Origin of the sequence: Mesorhizobium sp. NZP2077 (genome assembly GCF_013170805.1) — a bacterium.
Classification (GTDB): Bacteria; Pseudomonadota; Alphaproteobacteria; order Rhizobiales; family Rhizobiaceae; genus Mesorhizobium.
Map to the genome: position 1 here is coordinate 6817800 of NZ_CP051293.1, position 18486 is coordinate 6836285.

At 59.5% G+C, this 18486-nt stretch carries 10 protein-coding genes; 7 read left to right on the forward strand and 3 right to left on the reverse strand.

The features are described 5' to 3' along the window. Positions 1-244 precede the first annotated feature (244 nt). Together HGP13_RS33520 and HGP13_RS33525 are read left to right on the forward strand one after the other, a co-directional pair. Complete coding sequence (locus HGP13_RS33520) at positions 245-6232, forward strand: DUF3320 domain-containing protein (RefSeq protein WP_172234078.1); 5988 nt, start codon at positions 245-247, stop codon at positions 6230-6232. A 46-nt stretch (positions 6233-6278) separates the two neighbouring features. Further along, a complete protein-coding gene (locus HGP13_RS33525) occupies positions 6279-8921 on the forward strand; it encodes an AAA family ATPase (RefSeq protein ID WP_246707215.1) in 2643 nt (880 codons plus the stop codon). Between the two features lie 87 nt (positions 8922-9008). On the opposite strand, the gene HGP13_RS33530 is transcribed toward HGP13_RS33525, so the two are convergent. The 3 genes from HGP13_RS33530 to HGP13_RS33540 form a co-directional block, all read right to left on the reverse strand. Then, on the reverse strand, positions 9009-9362 hold the full coding sequence (locus HGP13_RS33530) for a hypothetical protein (protein ID WP_246707488.1): 354 nt from the start codon (positions 9360-9362) through the stop codon (positions 9009-9011). Positions 9363-9433: 71 nt separating this feature from the next. Next, the gene (locus HGP13_RS33535) at positions 9434-10291 is read right to left on the reverse strand and encodes a thermonuclease family protein (protein ID WP_172234080.1); all 858 of its coding nucleotides are present in this window, start codon (positions 10289-10291) and stop codon (positions 9434-9436) included. Between the two features lie 51 nt (positions 10292-10342). Then, positions 10343-10627, reverse strand: coding sequence for a hypothetical protein (locus HGP13_RS33540; RefSeq protein WP_210267823.1), 285 nt, complete (start codon positions 10625-10627; stop codon positions 10343-10345). 473 nt (positions 10628-11100) lie between these two features. Here HGP13_RS33540 and HGP13_RS33545 point away from each other — a divergent pair, with 473 nt between their 5' ends. The 5 genes from HGP13_RS33545 to HGP13_RS33565 all read left to right on the forward strand — a co-directional run bounded on the left by HGP13_RS33545 (position 11101) and on the right by HGP13_RS33565 (position 18375). Continuing rightward, positions 11101-11646: a hypothetical protein gene (locus HGP13_RS33545; protein WP_172234082.1), complete on the forward strand. Its 546-nt coding sequence runs from the start codon at positions 11101-11103 to the stop codon at positions 11644-11646. Then, positions 11643-12035, forward strand: a complete 393-nt coding sequence (locus tag HGP13_RS33550) for a hypothetical protein (protein WP_172234084.1) — start codon at positions 11643-11645, stop codon at positions 12033-12035. Before HGP13_RS33545 ends, HGP13_RS33550 begins: the two co-directional genes overlap by 4 nt. 175 nt (positions 12036-12210) lie before the next feature. Beyond that, positions 12211-13422 carry a DUF6361 family protein gene (locus HGP13_RS33555; RefSeq protein WP_246707216.1) on the forward strand — a complete coding sequence of 404 codons (1212 nt, stop codon included), beginning with the start codon at positions 12211-12213 and terminating at the stop codon, positions 13420-13422. Next, positions 13412-15274: a phospholipase D family protein gene (locus HGP13_RS33560; RefSeq protein ID WP_172234086.1), complete on the forward strand. Its 1863-nt coding sequence runs from the start codon at positions 13412-13414 to the stop codon at positions 15272-15274. The genes HGP13_RS33555 and HGP13_RS33560 overlap by 11 nt, the downstream gene beginning before the upstream one ends. Next, a complete protein-coding gene (locus HGP13_RS33565) occupies positions 15271-18375 on the forward strand; it encodes a helicase-related protein (protein ID WP_172234088.1) in 3105 nt (1034 codons plus the stop codon). The genes HGP13_RS33560 and HGP13_RS33565 overlap by 4 nt, the downstream gene beginning before the upstream one ends. Positions 18376-18486 lie beyond the last annotated feature (111 nt).

Consider the following 18486-nt stretch of genomic DNA (forward strand, 5'->3'; position numbering starts at 1 on the left):
GCGAAGGCGTCCCCATTCCGGTTAGCAAAGTGCGCCGGCGTTCGGCAACAGTATCTGTGAGTTGAGGCCTCGAAGTCAGGATAGGGTGTCTGCCTTCTTGTGAGGGAGCATTGACAGGCCTGACCTCCCTGTTGCGAGCCTCAACTATCGCGTGGATAAGCGAAGGTTTTGTATTCATCCGTCAGCCAAGAGCCTTTTATATCCGCAAGAAATTGCTTAATCTCCACGCGGGGGTATGGGGTCAATGCAATCTGCAGATAGTTCAGAGTTAGTAACAAATGATAGTGTTGCCGGTAGGCTACCTGGCTCGACCATAGTTGCCGACGTCGCGTCCAGCTTCACTTATGCATCCTATCAGAATGCGATTCCGGTTATCCGGTCCATCCGGCTCGATAACGACACCGCTCGCAGTTTTGAGAATTGCCGGCTGGAGCTTACGTCGTCACCGTCGTTCCTGCGGCCGAAGACCTGGACGGTAGACCGCCTCATCCCAGGCGACCGGCTCCAGCTCAGTGACCGCAAGGTAGAGCTTGACGCTGGATATCTCGCCGGCCTGAACGAGGCTGAGCGAGGTGAGATTACCTTGCGCCTGTCTGCAGCCGGTGAGGTCCTGGACGAAAAGCGAGTGACGGTGAGGCTGCTTGCGCGCGACGAGTGGGGTGGCGTCGCCGACATGGCGCAACTGCTTCCGGCGTTCGTGATGCCCAATGATCCCGGCGTTGCGCCGATCCTTAAGGCAGCGGCCGAACGGCTTGCCGCGCACGGGCATCCGAGTGGCCTCGACGGCTATCAATCGCAAAGCCCGCAACGGGCATACATGCTGGCTGCCGCAATTTATTCGGCGATGGCCGGCATGGGGCTGCACTATGCCGAGCCTCCCGCAAGCTTCGAGAGCCGTGGCCAGAAGATCAGGCGCCCCACGACGATTGCCGAGGAGCGCCTCGCGACCTGCCTGGATACCTCGCTTCTCTTCGCAGCGGCCTTAGAGGCAGCCGGTCTCCATCCCGCCGTCCTGATGTTTGATGGACATGCGGCTGCGGGGGTCTGGCTGGCCAAGCGCACTTTTGCCAATGCGGTTGAGCAGGATCAGATGGAGGTCCGCAAGGCGCTGGCCTCGCGCGAATTCATTGCATTTGAGACCACAGGCGTCACGCACCGGCCTGCGCTGACGCTAGAAGCCGCGCAGAACGCGCTCAGTGTCCGGCTTGCGGAGGAGCAGGCAGATGCCTTCGTCGCAGCCATAGACGTGCGGCGATCACGCAGCGGCGGCATCACGCCTCTCGCCTCGCACGAGCCGGTCGGACGCAATGTCGCCGACGAAGAGTCGGCAACTGCGATTGCGGCTCTGCCACTTCCGGCGGCGCCAGCAATCGGGGAGATGCCGGCTGAGGCCGTTGAGATCAAGCCCACCACAGCGGCAGGTCGCATCGACCGCTGGCAAAAGAAGCTGCTCGACCTGACGCTCAGGAACCGGCTGCTCAATTTCCCCGATTCGAAGAAGACAATTCCGTTCCTGTGCACCGACGTCGCCTATCTGGAAGACAGGTTGGCGAACGGGGCCGCGGTCCGTCTTATTTCGCTGCCAGAGCAAAACCCTTTGGGAGAACGCGATGCGGAGCTTTATCGGGATGTCCACGGTCGCGATCTGCAACGCGGGTTCGCGGCTGAAGCGCTGCTCAGGGATGAGCTCGCCTCCACGTTGGATGCCCGCCAGCTTGAAGCGAGGCTAATCGACCTCTACCGGCAAGTTCGCAACGACTTCGCTGAGGGCGGAGCAAATACGCTGTTCCTCGCCGTCGGTTTCCTCCGCTGGAAGAAGAAACCGGAGGATGGGCGCAGCTACCGGGCGCCGCTGCTGCTGGTGCCGGTCCGGCTTGAGCGGCGTAGCGCAAGCTCGCGCTTCACGATCCGCTTCCATGAGGACGAGCCACACTTCAATGCCACACTTCTTCAGTTCCTCGAGCGGGATTTCGAACTTCGTCTTCCTCAATTTGCCGGTGACTTGCCGCTCGACGACAGCGGGATCGACGTGCCGCGGATCCTGTCCTCGATGCGACAGGCGGTGCGCGATGTTCCTGGCATGGAGGTGATCGACGAGACCGCGCTGTCGACATTTTCCTTCGCCAAGTTCCTGATGTGGAAGGATCTTGTCGAACGCACCGACGCGCTTCGTCAAAACAGGGTCGTTCGTCACCTCATCGATACGCCCCAGCAGGCGTTCGAGAGCTCAGACGGACAGTCGGCCTTTCGCGATGAGGCAGAGCTCGATCATGCGTATGAACCTTCAAGCATCATAAGCCTGCTTCCCCTGGATTCCTCGCAAACATCGGCAAGCATGGCAGCGGCCGAGGGACGTGACTTCGTCATCGTCGGGCCGCCCGGGACCGGAAAGAGCCAGACGATCGCCAACATGATCGCCAACTGCCTTGGGGTCGGCAAAACAATCCTTTTCGTGGCCGAAAAGACTGCCGCGCTCGATGTAGTCTACCGCCGGTTGCGCGAACACGGACTTGGAAATCACTGTATTGAGCTGCATTCGAATAAGGCCGATCGCAGGCATTTTCTCGCCCAGTTGAAGGCATCATGGGAGAATGGTGGCCGGGCGGACGCCTCACAGTGGATTGCCATCAATGAGCGGCTTCGCTCGCGCCGGGACGAGTTGAACGCCTATGTCGCGGCGCTTCACAAGCGCTACCGGAACGGTTGGACGCAATATCTGGCATTGGGTATTGCACTCAAATCGAACGATCATCTGGCACCGGCGTTCACGTGGCAGACGCCGGACTCGCATGACGCACAAACGCTGCTGGCGCTGGAGGATCTGGCCGCGCAGGTCGGCCTGGTCTTCGCGTCGGTTGAACGTCGGCCAGAGTTGGACCTGATCGATGTTGGAGAATGGAGCAGCGATTGGCAACTGAGGTTGCTTGCTGCAGCGACGTCTCTGCACTCCGCCATCGGCCAGTTGACTGCATCGATACGGGACTATCAGTCCTGTCTAGGTCTTGCCCCCAGCGAGCCATTGTCGCATGCCGAAATCCAGTCGCTCGTGGGGTTGGCGCAGATCATGGCCCAGGCCCGCAGTCGCGATATCTCGATAGCATATGACCGGGATTTCTCGACTTTCGCGGATGCGCTCACCGCCCTGGAGCGCTCGATCGAGGGATATCGAGAGACCGAGCGTAGGCTCTCCGCCACCTATGAGATTGCGACTGTCCGTGACCTCGATCTGGATGTCATGGATCGCCAATGGCGTGATGCTGAAGCGTCGTTCTGGCCAAGATCGGCGATCGGCAAAAGCAAGATCCAGAAACTGCTTCAAAGCCGAGCACAACGTGGCACCGCCGACCCCGGCAAGGAACTTCAGCTGCTCCGTCGGATGAGAGAGTTTCTGGCTGCGGTCGACCAAAGCCCGTTGGCAGGCAAGCCACTGCCGATCGAAGGTCTGGCAACGGACGTAAAGGCCATCTCCGGCACCCTCGATCTTGCTCGACGGCTTCGCGTATCACTTCGCATTCCTGGCCGCAGCCCGGACGAATTTCGGGCCGTCGTCCGTTCTGTCGCGCCAAGTCTGCGCGGCATCCTTGAAAACGACCAGCTGCGCGAGGCCGGCGATCAGCTGCTGGCGGCCGTCAAGGAACTTGAGGCCGCGCGCCTGGCATTCGGCGAGGTTTCGGCACGGGAGGTGGCGGATACTTCGGACGGTCCTGGCCTTGAAGCGCTTAGGGCAAAGCTGATTGCGCTAGCGGATGCTCGAAACCTGTTTCGTGATTGGGCAGCCTGGTGCCAGGTGAAAAGACAGGCGATCCAACACCATCTTGCGCCTCTTGTTGGGCAAATCGAGACGGGAACGATAGCCCCCGAACAAGCACGGTCGGCCTTTCGTGCGGGTTATGCCAGATGGTGGTTGCCGAAGGTTCTCGACGGCGATCCCGTATTGCGAAGCTTCCGCAGGTTCCAGCACGAGAACGCCATTACGGAATTTCGCGAGATCGACGACCTGGTGCGCACTCATGCGACCCAGCGGGTCGTCAGCGCGCTTGCCCATGGACTTGCGCCGGTACAGAGCGTCTCACGCAACTCCGAACTCGGCTTGCTGCGACATCAAATGGAGCTTCAGCGACCGAGCCAGTCCATCCGTGACATGATCGGCAAGATGCCGCAGAGTTTTGCCAAGCTTGCCCCGTGCATGCTGATGTCACCACTTTCCATTGCGCAATACCTTCCCCCGAACCAGGCTTTGTTCGACGTGGTGATTTTCGACGAGGCCTCGCAGATCACCACCTGGGATGCAGTCGGCGCCATAGCCAGAGCGCGGCAGACAATCATCGTGGGTGATCCCAAGCAACTGCCGCCGACCAACTTCTTCGGCCGCAATGAGGACGAAGAGGAGATTGCGGATCACGAGAAGGACTTGGAGAGCATTCTCGATGAAGCAAGGGCGTCCGGGATCCCGGTGCGCGACCTCAGATGGCACTACCGTAGCCGAAGTGAATCGCTGATCGCGTTCTCCAACTATCACTACTACCACAACCGCCTGGTCACGTTCCCCTCGCCGGCTGTCGATGACCGCGCGGTTCGCCTGCACCGGGTTCCTGATGGCGTCTATGACCGTGGCAAGAGCCGCACCAACAAGGTCGAGGCCATGGCGGTCGTGCGCGAGGCAGTCACCCGGATGATGGGCTGGCTGGCCCTGCCGGAGAACGATCGCCCGACGCTCGGCGTGATCACCTTCAATGCACAACAGCAGTCACTGATCCTGGACCTGCTCGATGCCGCACGCCGAGACCATCCGGAACTCGAATGGTTTTTTGCCGAAGACCGGGTCGAGCCGACGATCGTGAAGAACCTGGAGAACGTCCAGGGCGACGAGAGAGACGTTATCCTGTTCTCGATCACATTCTACAAGGATGCCTCCGGGAGGCCGCCAGCAATGGACTTTGGGGCGTTGAACCGAGACGGTGGCGAGCGCCGCCTCAACGTCGCGGTAACACGCGCCCGCCAGGAACTGATCGTCTTCTCCGGCTTCACGGCGGACCAGATTGATCCATCGCGAAGCAAGGCGATCGCGGTCCAGCATCTGAAGACCTTCCTCGACTATGCCGAACGCGGCCCAATTGCATTGCCCGCCCAGGATCTTGGATCGGTGGGCGGCTTCGATTCCCCGTTCGAGGAAGCAGTCGCCGATCATCTTGAGCAGCGCGGCTGGACAGTCGTTCCGCAAGTCGGGATTTCCGACTTCCGGATTGATCTGGGAATTCGCCACCCGGATCTGACTGGGGCCTATCTCGCGGGCGTCGAGTGCGATGGAGCGACCTATCACCGATCGGCGACGGCAAGGGATCGCGACAAGGTTCGCGAGCAGGTTCTGACCGGGCTCGGTTGGACCATCCTTCGTGTCTGGTCGACGGATTGGTGGTTTGACGCAAAGAGCTGCGCTGATCGCCTTCACGCAAGCCTGGAGACCCTGCTTGAGGAAAGCCGGGCGCGTCATTCAAGCGAGCAGACGAGGGAGGTGACAACGCGTTGGGAAATGGGTCAGCAGCTCGAGCCGACAGGCGAACCGGAGGCCCAGACGCCGGCCCCAATCGAGGAGCCCCTGCCCCTCCCGACCACGTCCGAGGTTGATCTGGTTTCGGCAAGTGTTGCCACAGCAACCGAGCCCTCGGGCTTTGCAGCATTTTCAACAATGGTCGGCGAGCCAACCCAAAACCAGGGCGAGCAAAGACGTTATCGTGTGACGGATCTAACCGACTTTCGGCCGGACCCCGAGCAATTCTTCGAGTTTAGCTACGGCACCACGCTGCGCGGGATGATCGAAGCAGTCGTTGACATGGAGAGTCCATTGCGCACCGACGTTCTCGCCCAGCGCATTGCACGGGTTCACGGTTGGCTGCGCACGGGCGGCCGCATCCGCGAGAGGATCGACCTGCACCTGCGAGATCTGGATCGCACGCAGGAATCCAGCGGCGAATTCATTTGGCAAAAGGGCGGGCTCTCGGATCTCCTTCCCTATCGTCAGCCGGTCAACGAGGAAGCGCGACGTTCAATTGCCGACATACCGTTGGCCGAGCTTGCCTCGGTCGTGATCGACAATCCCGGACTTCTCGACATGCCCGATCCTGCACGCGACATGGCCCATCTTCTTGGAGTTGAGCGCCTTGCCGCGGTATCGCGCGCGCGGCTGGACGAGGCAATCGCCAGGGCGAGACAGCATATTGCTGGATCCTCCTAGCCAGAGTCCTACAGGAATTCGCTAGGGTTTTTATGGGGGAAGGATAATGGCGGGGACGCCGATTGATGATGTTGTCGACTGGTCGGCAAAACTCTCGACCTGGAAACAGGACGCTCTGCGGCGGCTGGCGATCAGCAATGAGCTCACAGATGCTGACATTGTGGCTCTGCTGGCGATGGTCAAATACGCGGCCGGCTTTGCGCTCACTTCGGCGCCGCCCGCCCCGATACCGTTTACGAAAGCCCACTTTGGGAACGGAGAATATCAACCGATCGTCCTCAAGCGCATCGCCAATGTCGAGAATGTGAATCGGCTGGTGCCCAAGGCATCTCTCACGTTCTGTCCCAAGGCTTTGACGATCGTCTACGGTCGCAATGGGAGCGGCAAAAGCGGGTTTGTTCGGATTTTTCGCACCGCTTGTCGGACGCGCGTTGAGAACCCAGCCAGGCTGAAGGTTCTTGCTGACGTTTACGGAAGCACGCCTGGCCCTCAGACAGCGGACATCGTGATCGATGCCGGCGAAGGCGAGGCAGTAGTTCCCTGGTCGCCAGGCAACGCAGCGTCGCCGCAGCTCATGCAAGTTGCGGTGTTTGATACGGCCTCCGCCGAGCTTTACGTCGACGGCGGAAATCAAATCCGTTTTCTTCCTTTCGGACTGGCTCTGCCGCATCGGCTCAACGCGGTCTGCATTACCTTGAAGGAGAAACTGGAGGCAGAACGGGCTAAGGAAGTCGGCAACAAGGTCGAACTGACTGCGCTCGCGTTTCCTGCCCAGCACGGCACCGCGGCTCAGCTCTTCAACAAGCAGCTGAATAAGTCCACAACCGTTGCGCAGATTGAGTCGGCAACGACGTTTACCGAGACGGACCAGCAGCGTCTCGCTGAACTCACCTCCGCCCTTTCCGCAGGCGCTGCCGCCGCTGCCGACGTCACCGCGCTTTTGAAGTGGACAGATGCGCTGCTGCTGGAGGTCGGGGCTGTCGGATCGGCATTCGCAGATGCAACACTGGACGAGCTTCGAAAGCTCCGCGCTTCAGCAGTTGCAGCACGCCAGGCAGCGACGGTAGCCGCTGGCGAGTTGTTCACCGATGAACCTCTGCCAGGTGTCGGAAGCGGTGCATGGCGGGCACTTTGGGCGGCGGCTCGCAATTACTCGGTGACAGAAGCGTATAAGGATAAAGAGTTCCCGGTTCTGGTGGCAGACGGCGGCGCTGCTGCATGCGTGCTATGCCAGCAGCCGCTTTTGCCCGACGGTGCTGCCCGCATGCAGCGTTTCCAAAAATACATGGACGACACACTCGATGCCGCCGCCCGGCAAGCTGAGAAAGCCGTCGAAGACGCCCTGGGAAGCATGCATGCCCTGGCTCTCCTTGGCGCCTCCGATTTTGCCGACCGTCTCGAGCAGGTAAAAAGGCGGGATGAGATGCTCGCTGGCGCCCTCGCAACCCTCCAGGCATCGGCGGTCGCACGGCGAGCGGAGGCCCTCGCGCGATTGCGGGGCGAGAGCAGTCAGACAATTCCTCCTCTCGTCGTGCCGATCGAGCAGCTGGAAACTTTCGCGCTCAAATTGAAAGGCGAGAAGGATGGACTAGCGCAGGCGGGAGACAACGAAGAGCGGATCAAACTCCTGGCGGAAAAGACGGAGCTTGAGGACCGCAAGCTGCTCTCCATCAACAAAACGAAGCTCACCGTGCGACGGAATTTGCTCATCGTTGATGACGCCTACTCCAAGGCTCTCGCCGACGTTCAAACTCGTGGCATTACGCAGCGCGCGAATGAGCTTGTCGATGCCCACCTGACAACAGCTGTCGTCACGCGTTTTGATGCCGAGCGCGCCCGCTTCGACATCATGCACCTCAAGGTAGGCCTCGCACGCAAGAGTAATCAGACAAAGGCGGAATTCGAGGTCGATCCCAAGACAAAACTGGCCAAGGTCACCTCGGATATCCTGAGCGAGGGTGAGCAGCGTGCCTTGGCTCTTGCCGGATTCCTGACCGAAGTTGCTTTGACCGACGGTTCAGGTCCGATCGTGATTGACGATCCCGTTTCGTCGCTCGATCGCGATCGAAGTGCAAGGGTCGCCCAGCGGATCGCTGAGGAGGCAACCAAGCGACAGGTCATCGTGTTTACGCACGATATTGTGTTTTTCAATGAGCTCAGTCGCGCGGCTGATGAAGTGGGCATCGAGCCCGTCACGGTGGCACTTTTTAGCGACAAGGCTGCCGCTGGCAGAGTGGATACGGCAGGGATGCCGTGGAAGGGGCAAAACGTCGGCAAGCGCATCGGGCTGTTGAAGAACGACTCAGCACAACTGACCAAGCTGCTTGCGACCAGCCCGGCCGAGTACGAGTACCGCGTGAAGAACCTCTATGGCCGATTACGCGACACTTACGAGCGTGTGGTGGAGGAAGTGATATTCCGGGACATCGTGCGAAGAGGAACGGATGTCATCCAAACCCAGCTACTGCGCTATGTTCGACTCTCGGACGCGTTGGCAATACGATTCCACGAAGGCATGACCCGCGCAAACACTCACAGCCACGACAATCCCGCGGCGGATACGGTAGCTGTCCCCCTTCCCCAGGAGTTCATCGCGCATCTGTCCGAACTTGAGGCCCTTGTTGCTGATTTGAGGTCCGACAGCGAGGCAGCAGAGGCGGATCGGCCGCAGATGAAACCAAAGAAATAGCGCTTTGCTATCGAGAAACGGGATGAGCCTCAGTCGGCGAGCTTCGGTCAATCTGACGGATGCTGACCGGCTGCGCAGTGGTCGGTCTCATCCCTTCCACATCGTTGAGTGGAGAAGGGCCCGCATATGCCCCACAAGGTCGAGTTCGCCGCGCGCCTCGATCTCCAAAAGATATCGGGCCTTGGCCAAGCAATCGCCTTCGCTGACCGCTGGATAGGCGCAGATGGCAAGCAGCGCCTGTTCCTCCTCCCGGCTGGCTCCGTTGCAACTGCTACCACCCATCTGGCGCACCGCCTCACCGAACGCTGCGTATGCTTTCTTGTGCGCCTCAATCAGCGCTCGCAGTTGCTGGACGGGTCTCGGCGCGGCGTCTCGGCGGCGAGGGCCGTTGCCGCAGCTGTGGAGGCACGACGGCACCTGCGTATGGCCGTTGCGGATCACAACCAAGACTTTCCCGGATGGCCGATTCCACCCAGGACCGAGACTTCTTAACGCGACCAGAGCGTAATAGCCTAGCGCTTCGATCGCCTCCATCCCGCGGCAGTGGCCTCCGCTTCTGAGCAAAACCACCTCTCGCCCTTGGCTTGGTTGATGATGGTGACGCTGTAATACTTCTGTCCAGGCACGTGAAAGATGCGCTCGCCACCTGCCGAAATGTTGCCTTTGATGTTGCAGCCTGCGTTGCCGCTGCCGAATGCAAATAGCGGTGCCGACGGCGTTTGCACGTCGTCGCCATGCTGCGCTCGCCAATCCCATGGCGCCTGAAACGATCCCACCCATAAGCCGATCTTTGACGCTTTCGCCTTCGCCTGCTGCGCGACATAGGCGCCATTGCTATACTTCGGCCAGTCGAGCGCTTGCCCATGCTCGACCATCCACGCGGCAACGCTGGCGCCGTCCGCTCGAACGCAATCGCCAACAAAGCGCCCATAGCGATCCCAGGCGACAAATGAACAGTGGACCGGCTTCGACGCCGCCAGGAAGCTATCCAGGGCCTCTGCAGATCGTCGGCCGCATGAGTATTCGAACCCCTTTGCATCATCGCAGTACTGGCGGCTCTCTGGCGCATCAATCCCGTTGAAGCGGACCCGCTGTCCATGCACCTCAATGGTGTCGCCGTCGATGACGGAGGCCACGCCTGCAACCGCCACCGGCTTCGATTTGATGAGGTTCTGCAGATTGATTTCCGGCAGCGATCCGCTGTTGTGCATGACGAATTGCGTCACCAATGCGGAAGCCGCGGTTACCGTCACGAGGATTAGACGCAGCGGAACGCCTGCCCATCGTCTGGCGCGTGAGCGTTTCGCGCCATTGCGTCGCCGCCATTGGCCGGAGCGGTTGGCATAGCGCGATCTATTTATGCCGATCATATCTCGCCACCTCGACGGCTTTCGGCCGAGCGCTTGCCGCAGCGTGAGCCATCACGCTGCCATGCTTTCATCCGTCAGGCAATTGCCTGTGTCTCCACCAGCGGCAGAGGCGGGCGATCTATATTGCTGGACCACGGCGACGCTTCGTTGCCCATCACCCTCGATGTTTGTGTTGTTGCTGTTCGGATTGAGAGGATCGACAGTCTGCAGAAGCGAATTCGTGTGGTTGGCATCATCGGATGCAAGCGTCATCGCGTCGTAATTGGCCAGATAGTCGGCTGCGCAGTCGGAAACCAAAACTGCAGCGATGACGGCAAAGTACAAACGACAGTGCATTGAGGTATCCCCCGACACCAAAACCCATAATGCGCTTTCAGTATTTTATTGTCGAATCTGTTGTTGGACGGCTTGCGATTGACGCTTGGTTGGGCAAAGTTGCCAGCGGGTTGGGATTTTGGGGGGCTTATGAAGCGATTTGCTTTGACCGTCGCTGTATTCCTATGCTTGGCGGGCTGCGCTACGCCGCCAGATAAGATTGCAGGTGTTCCAAACGCTGGTCCCTGCACCCAGGCAGACCGAGAGCGCTTAGCGCTTCTGACAAACCAACAGAACAAGGCCGCGACCGGTGACGCTCTTGGGGTGTTCCTTATCGGTGTGCCGGTTTCGTCAATGTCTGGCGGCGACCATGAAACCGAAATTGCTGTCCTCAAAGGACGCTGCGGCCCGCCAAAGACCTGACCCCGCATCGTGCTAGCAATTTCGGCCGCATAGGTCATCGCAGAATTGCATGCTTTTCGGTGGAGGGAACAATGGATTTAAACACATCGGTGAGACTGAGTGCTGAGGAGCAGACGCAGCTCACAGAAATATTCGGCGCTGACCCTCTTGCCAACGCGTTGGCCAACCTCGGCAAGGCTGCGTTACGGGAATATGTGGAGATGCTGCTTGGGCAAAGCACCCTGCGCAGCCCCGACGCACGTGAACAGCGGTTGCTTCTGTTGATCCTAGAGGCGAACGACGGCGCTGTGCCAGGCGAGGCCAAAGTGGCTCAAATGTTCAACCTAACCCGGACCGGCGCGCGGTCGCTCATCCGTTCGGTGCTTTCGCGCTACCGATTGCGGCTGGCCGCCCCTATCCGCAAAGCGGCCATTCAAGTGCTGCAGGATTGCGGGCCCGAGAATGATGGTTTTCGGCGAGTGTCGGTCGGCAATCCCGTCGTCGTGGAATATCTGAACAGCCTTCTCGCTGAGCTCAACGGTGAACTCAAACGGATCGCGGCAGAAGCGCGGACCGGCACCTTTTTTCGCGTGCCTGAAGACAGCTATTTGGCGCTCAATGAAGAGCTCAATCCGTGAGTGACATTTCCGACGTCATATCGACTGCGAGCTTGTTGCTGGCGGTGGTCACCGCGCTGATGGGCTTCTGGTACGCCGATGTGACCAAGGCGATCAGCGAGACCGAGCCGACCCTGCCAAAAGAAAGGGAGACCGTCGCCAAGCGGATAGCGCCGGTGTTTTGGGCCAAGGCGCTGCCGCTCGCGCTGGGCTCGGTGGTTATCGCGTCAGTGTTCCTATGGCGTGCTTGGAACATTGCGCTGGAGGCACTGCGAAGCTTTGGCACCGACGCCAAGTATGACGACTTGAAGGCCGCTTTCCTCGCGACCGAGGTGCTGATGATATTGCTCGCCGTGGTGACGTGCACACTTGCATGGAGACTTGGCCGCAAACGCTGGCGACTGCGCTAGCCGGTGCCGAATAGCGGAGTCCTATCTCTCGAAGGATGTTTGATCCCGAGAAAATCCCGCCGATGAACCTGCGGCTCACCTTGTGAGGGAATATCAATGAAAGGTGGATTGATAACGGAGCATTCCGCACGCAGTCCCCAGCCCCACTCGATCACCTTCGAAGCGGTGATCGCCAATGTGGCAGCCCGCCCATGTTTCACGAATCCCGCAGGCAGAATTGATGTCTTATCTCGCTTGGATTGATTTCGACCCCGAGGAGCGTCGGCGCGCTCAAACACTGATCGACCTGTTCAAGCAGCCAGAAGCTCGCGATGAGCTTGGCCTGGGCACGGTTCGCGATAGCCTCGCCGATCTCCTCTTCCCCGGGACCAGCACGATCCAGACGCGACTGCGCTACATGCTGTTCATTCCATGGATCTATCTGGAGGCCCAAAGCCGAAGGGCGACGCAGGCAGAACGGACAGTCATTGCTCGCAATCTGGAATTTGATTTGAGCGAAGCACTTCTACGAGGCGGAGAAACAGTTGATGTGATTGGTCGTCTCGCCGGTCGAAGCCTGAAACGGCTACCCTCGAGCGTCTACTGGGCCGGACTGCACACCCTCGGCATTCGGGCGCTACCAGGCACCCAGGCGACCTTCCACTCTTACGGGCCCGAAGGTCTCAAGGACCATGACCTCAAACTGTGGACATCGAACCTCCCGAAACCGCCCGCAGATCTCTTCGATGAAACTGCCTTCGCGCTGACGCAAGGAGAAGCTGACTTTCTGCGCGATCGCATCGCGACCAATGCGAGGGCAAGCTTGCTGAATGAATTGGCACGCAAGGCAAGGTCCTTTGCCGAGGACTGGCCTTGGCAGGTGAGCGAAGACACCGTGTCAGACTCAAATCGTGCGATACTGCGACACGCCGAAAGATTCTCGGGTGTGATGTATGGCGCCAGTCTGCTCTACAACCTCTTGCTGGCACTTCGCGCAGCCGAACGGCCGAATGCGAAAAAACACGCAGACGCTCCGAGGCTCGTGGAGGATTACCGCTCGCGACTCGAAGACTGGAAGGCGGAGCTTGAACACCTGGCTTTGAGCGATTGGGATCTTGACGATCTCTTTGGCCTGATTGGGAAGACCAGCCACAATCTGAGCAAGGCGTCGCGCGATTTTATCCGCGGCTGGGTATCGATAGCGCGGGACGGCACCGTGCAGCTTGAGACCAATAACCTTGCGATTGAGCTTCTCAAGCAGCGGGAACATGGACTTAAGCGGATGAAGGCGCGGCTCCTGCACGACGCCCCGCTTGAGCGTTGGTCGGGTGCCTCTGGCGACGCGCGCCTCGATTTCAGGTGGGGTATCGCCAGCAGCTACCTGGGGGAGCTTGCAGATGCCAGTTGACCCCGCCTTCGATCCAGAAAATCGCGAGCTCTACACCACACTCATGCGCTCGCCCGATGGGTATCGGTTCGACCACGCCGTAGCGACGACCTACTCGCTCGACTTCGAGACTGCCCTCGCCATACCTATCGCCATCGTTTTTCGGGACGCCGAAAACCGCGACGAGATGCTACGCAGCCCCTTGGCTTTACTGCAAAGCGTCGAACGGATGGCCGGTCGGATGGCCATTTACTGCGACCGGGGCCGCATAAAGGAAACGCGTCCTGCCGCAGCTCGCCTGATGGCTCTCTACGAGAAGACAATCACAGAGGTCTCGGCTCCGGGCGGCGGCGCGTTTCATCCCAAATTGTGGTGCATCCGGTTTCAGCCGGAACGAAAGGGAGAGCCAATTCGCATGCGCCTGGCCATTCTCTCACGGAACCTGACCAATGACCGTTGCTGGGACTTAGCTCTCTGCCTCGACGGCACCGTCAAAGAGGATATCAATGAGGTAAATGAGCCCGTCGTGCAGCTCCTTCGAGCAATGCCCGGCTTGGCAAATTCGGTCACCCGGCCTCCGGCGCCCAAATTCCTTCCGTCGCTCCTGCGAGATCTCGAACGCTGTTTCTGGGACGATCTGCCTGCCGGGGCGACCAAGGTCAGGTTCGCTGTCAATGGATTGGACGTGGGAACTTGGTCCCCGGACAAGGGCGAGCGCCTCGCCATTCTGTCACCGTTCGTGAGTGGTGACGCTCTCAAGCACTTGGCCGAGGGTTATGATGACCCCTCAGCATGTCAGCTTGTGGCGCGCGCCAATGAACTCGACTGTATCAATCCCGCCGTTCGCGAGATGTTCGAGATTCGAACTCTTGATGAGCGCGCTACCGAATATGAGGAGGAGGATCGCGACGAGGCGTGTTCGGCTGATCTCGATGGCCTCCACGCCAAGGCTTACCTCGTGGAGCGCGGCTCGCGTCTGCATATCCATATTGGTTCAGCCAACGCGACAACTGCCGCGCTCTTACCGATCCGGGGAGGTCGGACACAGAACGTCGAAATCATGGCCACGCTCGATGGCCCCAAGACCCGTATGGGCACGATCGAAGAAGCCCTCTTTTCGGACGGGTTTCAGCGACTTTTAGCTCCTTACGCAACGGCCGAACCGCCAGAGCAGGACGCTGCCGCGGCTGCTGAAAAGGCTCTCGAAAAATTGCGCAGCAAGATTGCCGGGCTGCCCCTCGATCTTCATTGCGCGCAATTGACCGATGCTATCGGTCTCGAACTCGAAGTCGCAGGCAAGGCTCCGCCGATCGAGATCCCCGAAGGCATAAGCTGCTTCGTTCGCGCGATCACGGTTGCGAATGAAGAGGGATATGACGCGGCGCCCCTACTTTCCGGCATGGAGCCAAGAAAGGCGCTTGGCGCCGTTCCGTTGGGCGACGTCACCCGTTGGCTAGGGATGCGACTGCGCGACGAGGAAACAGGCGTAGAGCTTGCCTTTACATTGGGCGCTCGGCTCATCGGCCTTCCTGATGGCCGCGATGCCGCCGTCCTGCGAGCCCATATCGCCAGTGTTGAAAACTTCTTCCGGTATCTTAGTTTGCTGCTCGGGAGCCTCGGCGAAGGCAGCTTCCTAGAAAGCGAAACCGCGGGCGAAGGGCAATGGCTGAGACGGCTCGGCCAAGGTGGTGCTTCCCTTCTCGAGCCGATGGTGCGAGCGCTGAGCCTCGGTAGCGGTGAGCTCGTCGAGATCGGCCAGCTCATCAAGCGCCTTGAAGATCCGGATGGCGGCACAAGTATCGTCCCAACGGAGTTCCTCAAGCTGTGGGCCAGCTTTGCACCGCTCGTGGCTTCGAAGGGTGCACGCCAATGACCTATCGTGCCGACGAGCATTTAAAGCTTCTCAAGCCCTTCCAGCGAGCCACGGTGGACTATGTTTTCCGACGTCTGTTTACGGATGCATCGGCCATGCGGCAATTTCTCGTCGCCGACGAAGTCGGCCTCGGAAAAACCATGGTTGCACGGGGCGTCATTGCGAAGGCGATCGAAGAGCTGACGGGCAAAGTCGATCGGATCGACGTAATCTACATTTGCTCTAATCAAGCAATCGCCGAACAGAACATAAAGTCTCTCAATGTGATCGGTTCGGCGACCAAACCGCTGAACACCCGCCTCACGCTGCTGCCGCTCGAGATTGGACAGGAGGGTGGAATCGCTTCACGGCCTATTAATCTCATCAGCCTGACGCCAGGGACAGCGCTTGATCTCAAGTCATCGCTTGGTACAGCGAAGGAGCGCGCCCTCATTTATGAGATGCTGAGGAAGAGGCTCGGTATCCGGCATGGCGGCGTGCAGCGCATCTTTCGTGGAGGTGTCATCGCCGAAAACTGGCCTGTCTGGACCGATTGGATGCGCAGCCAGAAAATTTCCGAAGAAATCTTCCAGAAGTTCAACGCCGCTGTTGGGGATGAATTTATCCAGCGAATCCGCGAGGCATCTGAACTGGCGAGAAGCAAGAAGAAGCCCGATTATCCTGCCGATCAGCGACCAGCTGTCATTATCGGGGAATTGCGCCGGGTCCTGGCACGAATCTGCGTCGGCGCGTTGACCCCGGATTTGATCATCCTTGACGAATTTCAGCGGTTTGCCGAACTGCTTCACGAGCATGATGAGGCGCGCGCACCCGAAAAGGCAGCTGCTGCCGAGCTCGCGCGTGCGCTCTTTTCCTATTCCGGACCTGACGGATCGACGGCACGATTGTTGCTGCTATCGGCAACGCCATATCGGATGTTGACAATCAATAGTGACGATCCAGAAGAGGGCAATCATTACAGCGATTTCCTGCGAACCATGCGCTTCCTGTTTGGCGAAGATGGCGCGGCCCGTGTCAAGGAGCTCGAAAAGGAGCTCTCCCTCTTCCGGCGTGCATTGCAGGCCATGCCAGAGACCACATCGGTCGCACGTATCCAGCGCGACCGTGTCCAGCACATCCTTAGCCAGGTCGTTGCCCGGACCGAGCGAGTGGATTCCACCGACGATCGCAACGCGCTGGTCAGGGAGTTCAAGCCTCAGCTAACGATCGAGACGGGAGACCTTAAGGAAGCGAAGGCCGTCGCTCATGTAGCCGAGCTCGTGAGTGCGCCAGGCATTGTCGAGTATTGGAAGTCATCGCCGTACCTCCTCAACTTCATGCGCGGTTACAAGCTGAGGGAAAAGCTACAGGCGGTGAAGCTGCGGCCGGCCAAGGAATTACGCAAAGCGGTCAGAGCCGCCGCCTCCCACTTCATCAGCAAGGAACAGGTAGAAGGCTACGAGGAAATTCCTATTCGTAATGGAAGAATGCGGGCTCTTGCTGAATCAGCCTTCCAGCACGGGCTCGATCGCGCGCTGTGGATACCACCGTCTCGCCCGTCATTCGGAGAGCCCGTTCCGGCGACAAAGACCTTGGTCTTCTCAGATTGGTCGATGGTCCCTGACGCGATCGCGGCAATTCTCTCGCATGACTCAAGCCGCCGTATGAGCATGACGTCGGACCTCGTCAGTCGCACCAGCCGTCCAATCGGCGTCGAGGAAATGATGCCGATGCTGTGTCCTTCACCCAGCCTCGCCGCTTGGGTCGAGCCCTTAGCGTTGGAAAGACGGTTTGGACGTGCGGCGACCTACGACCAACTGATGAGTCAGGCTCGTGAAGTTTTAGCCGAACGCATCGATCCAGAATGTCTCTCTCGACTGGCCAAGCGATCAGGTCGCCTCCTTCCGATTGCGCTGGAGGTTGAAGTGGGGCAAGGCATAGACTGGGGCAAGGTCAGTGCCTTCGAACATGACGCCCATGACGAGCATGGGGCGATGGCGCGAACCATCGAAGCGATCAGCGGTGCGCTCGACGGTGAAGATCATCTCAGCGATCTTGATGCCAGTGAGATATACGACAAGCTTGCCGAATTTGCCCTTGGTTCGCCCGCCATATGTGCACTCCGGGCACTCGCTCGCCTCTGCCCGGAGCTGTCGCTGGACGATCCTGCGCTTGCAGGGGCAGCGATCACGATCGCTCTGGGCTTCCGCAGCCTGTACAACCAGCCCGAGAGTCGCGCATTGTTGGAGGAGTCTTCGCCAATAAACTATTGGCGTCAGATTACTTCTCATGCTGCACGAAACGACCTTGCCGCTGTCCTGGATGAGTACCTTCACCTCATCGTGGAAAGTGAGCGGGCCGAACAATTCGATGCAGTCGACCGCGCTCACCTTATTGCAGCGAAGCTGGTCGAGGTCGTCGCGTTGAGGCCGGCTCAGATTACGCTGGACCATTGGACCGCCGGACGCTCACGCTTGCAGAATAAGACCTTCGAGGTGCGCGCTCGCTTCGCGATGCGATTTGCGACGAACGCGGAGGAGGAGAAGGGTGTTCGTCGAACGACTCTCGTCCAGGCGGCCTTCAAATCCCCTTTTCGCCCCTTCGTTCTGGCATCAACGTCAATCGGACAGGAGGGCCTCGACTTCCATCCCTACTGCGCTCGGGTCGTACATTGGAACCTGCCCCGCAATCCGGTCGACATCGAACAGCGTGAAGGCCGCGTCCATCGCTTCAAAAACCACGCTGTGCGCCGCAATGTCGCTGCAGAGTTCGGCCGTTTTGCGCTGGAAGGCGAAAATGGAGTGCCGCCTTGGGCAGGCATGTTCGAGGCCGCTCAGAATCAAGAGAGCGCGCAAGGTCGCGCTGGCGATATCGTGCCCTACTGGCTCTACCCCGGTGAGGCTAAAATCGAGCGCATGGTCCTGATTCCTCCGTTTAGTCGGGAGGTGGAGCGCTACGAGAATCTGAAAAAGTCTCTGGCTACCTATCGGCTGGCCTTTGGCCCGCCCCGGCAAGATGACTTGATCGAGCTGTTTTCGACGTTCGGATCTGACGTCGTGGCGGAGCTAGCTGACTTACAAATCTCGCTCAGACCATCGAAGGTTGGCTCCTTCTCCTGTTGATGCGGCGCTGGAATAGCCATCGTCGTTGGTCGGATCGCGCAACCGGCAGCTTGGTGCGCGCTCGTTTAACGGACCCAGGTCGACTGGCGCCAAGGCGGGACAGAGGCGATA

Bases quoted from the DNA above. Each gene is read 5' to 3' on its own strand.
- HGP13_RS33565 (WP_172234088.1), top strand. From the start codon at position 15,271: ATGACCTATCGTGCCGACGAGCATTTAAAGCTTCTCAAGCCCTTCCAG.
- HGP13_RS33555 (WP_246707216.1), top strand. From the start codon at position 12,211: ATGTGGCAGCCCGCCCATGTTTCACGAATCCCGCAGGCAGAATTGATG.
- HGP13_RS33535 (WP_172234080.1), bottom strand. From the start codon at position 10,291: ATGATCGGCATAAATAGATCGCGCTATGCCAACCGCTCCGGCCAATGG.
- HGP13_RS33525 (WP_246707215.1), top strand. From the start codon at position 6,279: ATGGCGGGGACGCCGATTGATGATGTTGTCGACTGGTCGGCAAAACTC.
- HGP13_RS33560 (WP_172234086.1), top strand. From the start codon at position 13,412: ATGCCAGTTGACCCCGCCTTCGATCCAGAAAATCGCGAGCTCTACACC.
- HGP13_RS33540 (WP_210267823.1), bottom strand. From the start codon at position 10,627: ATGCACTGTCGTTTGTACTTTGCCGTCATCGCTGCAGTTTTGGTTTCC.
- HGP13_RS33520 (WP_172234078.1), top strand. From the start codon at position 245: ATGCAATCTGCAGATAGTTCAGAGTTAGTAACAAATGATAGTGTTGCC.
- HGP13_RS33545 (WP_172234082.1), top strand. From the start codon at position 11,101: ATGGATTTAAACACATCGGTGAGACTGAGTGCTGAGGAGCAGACGCAG.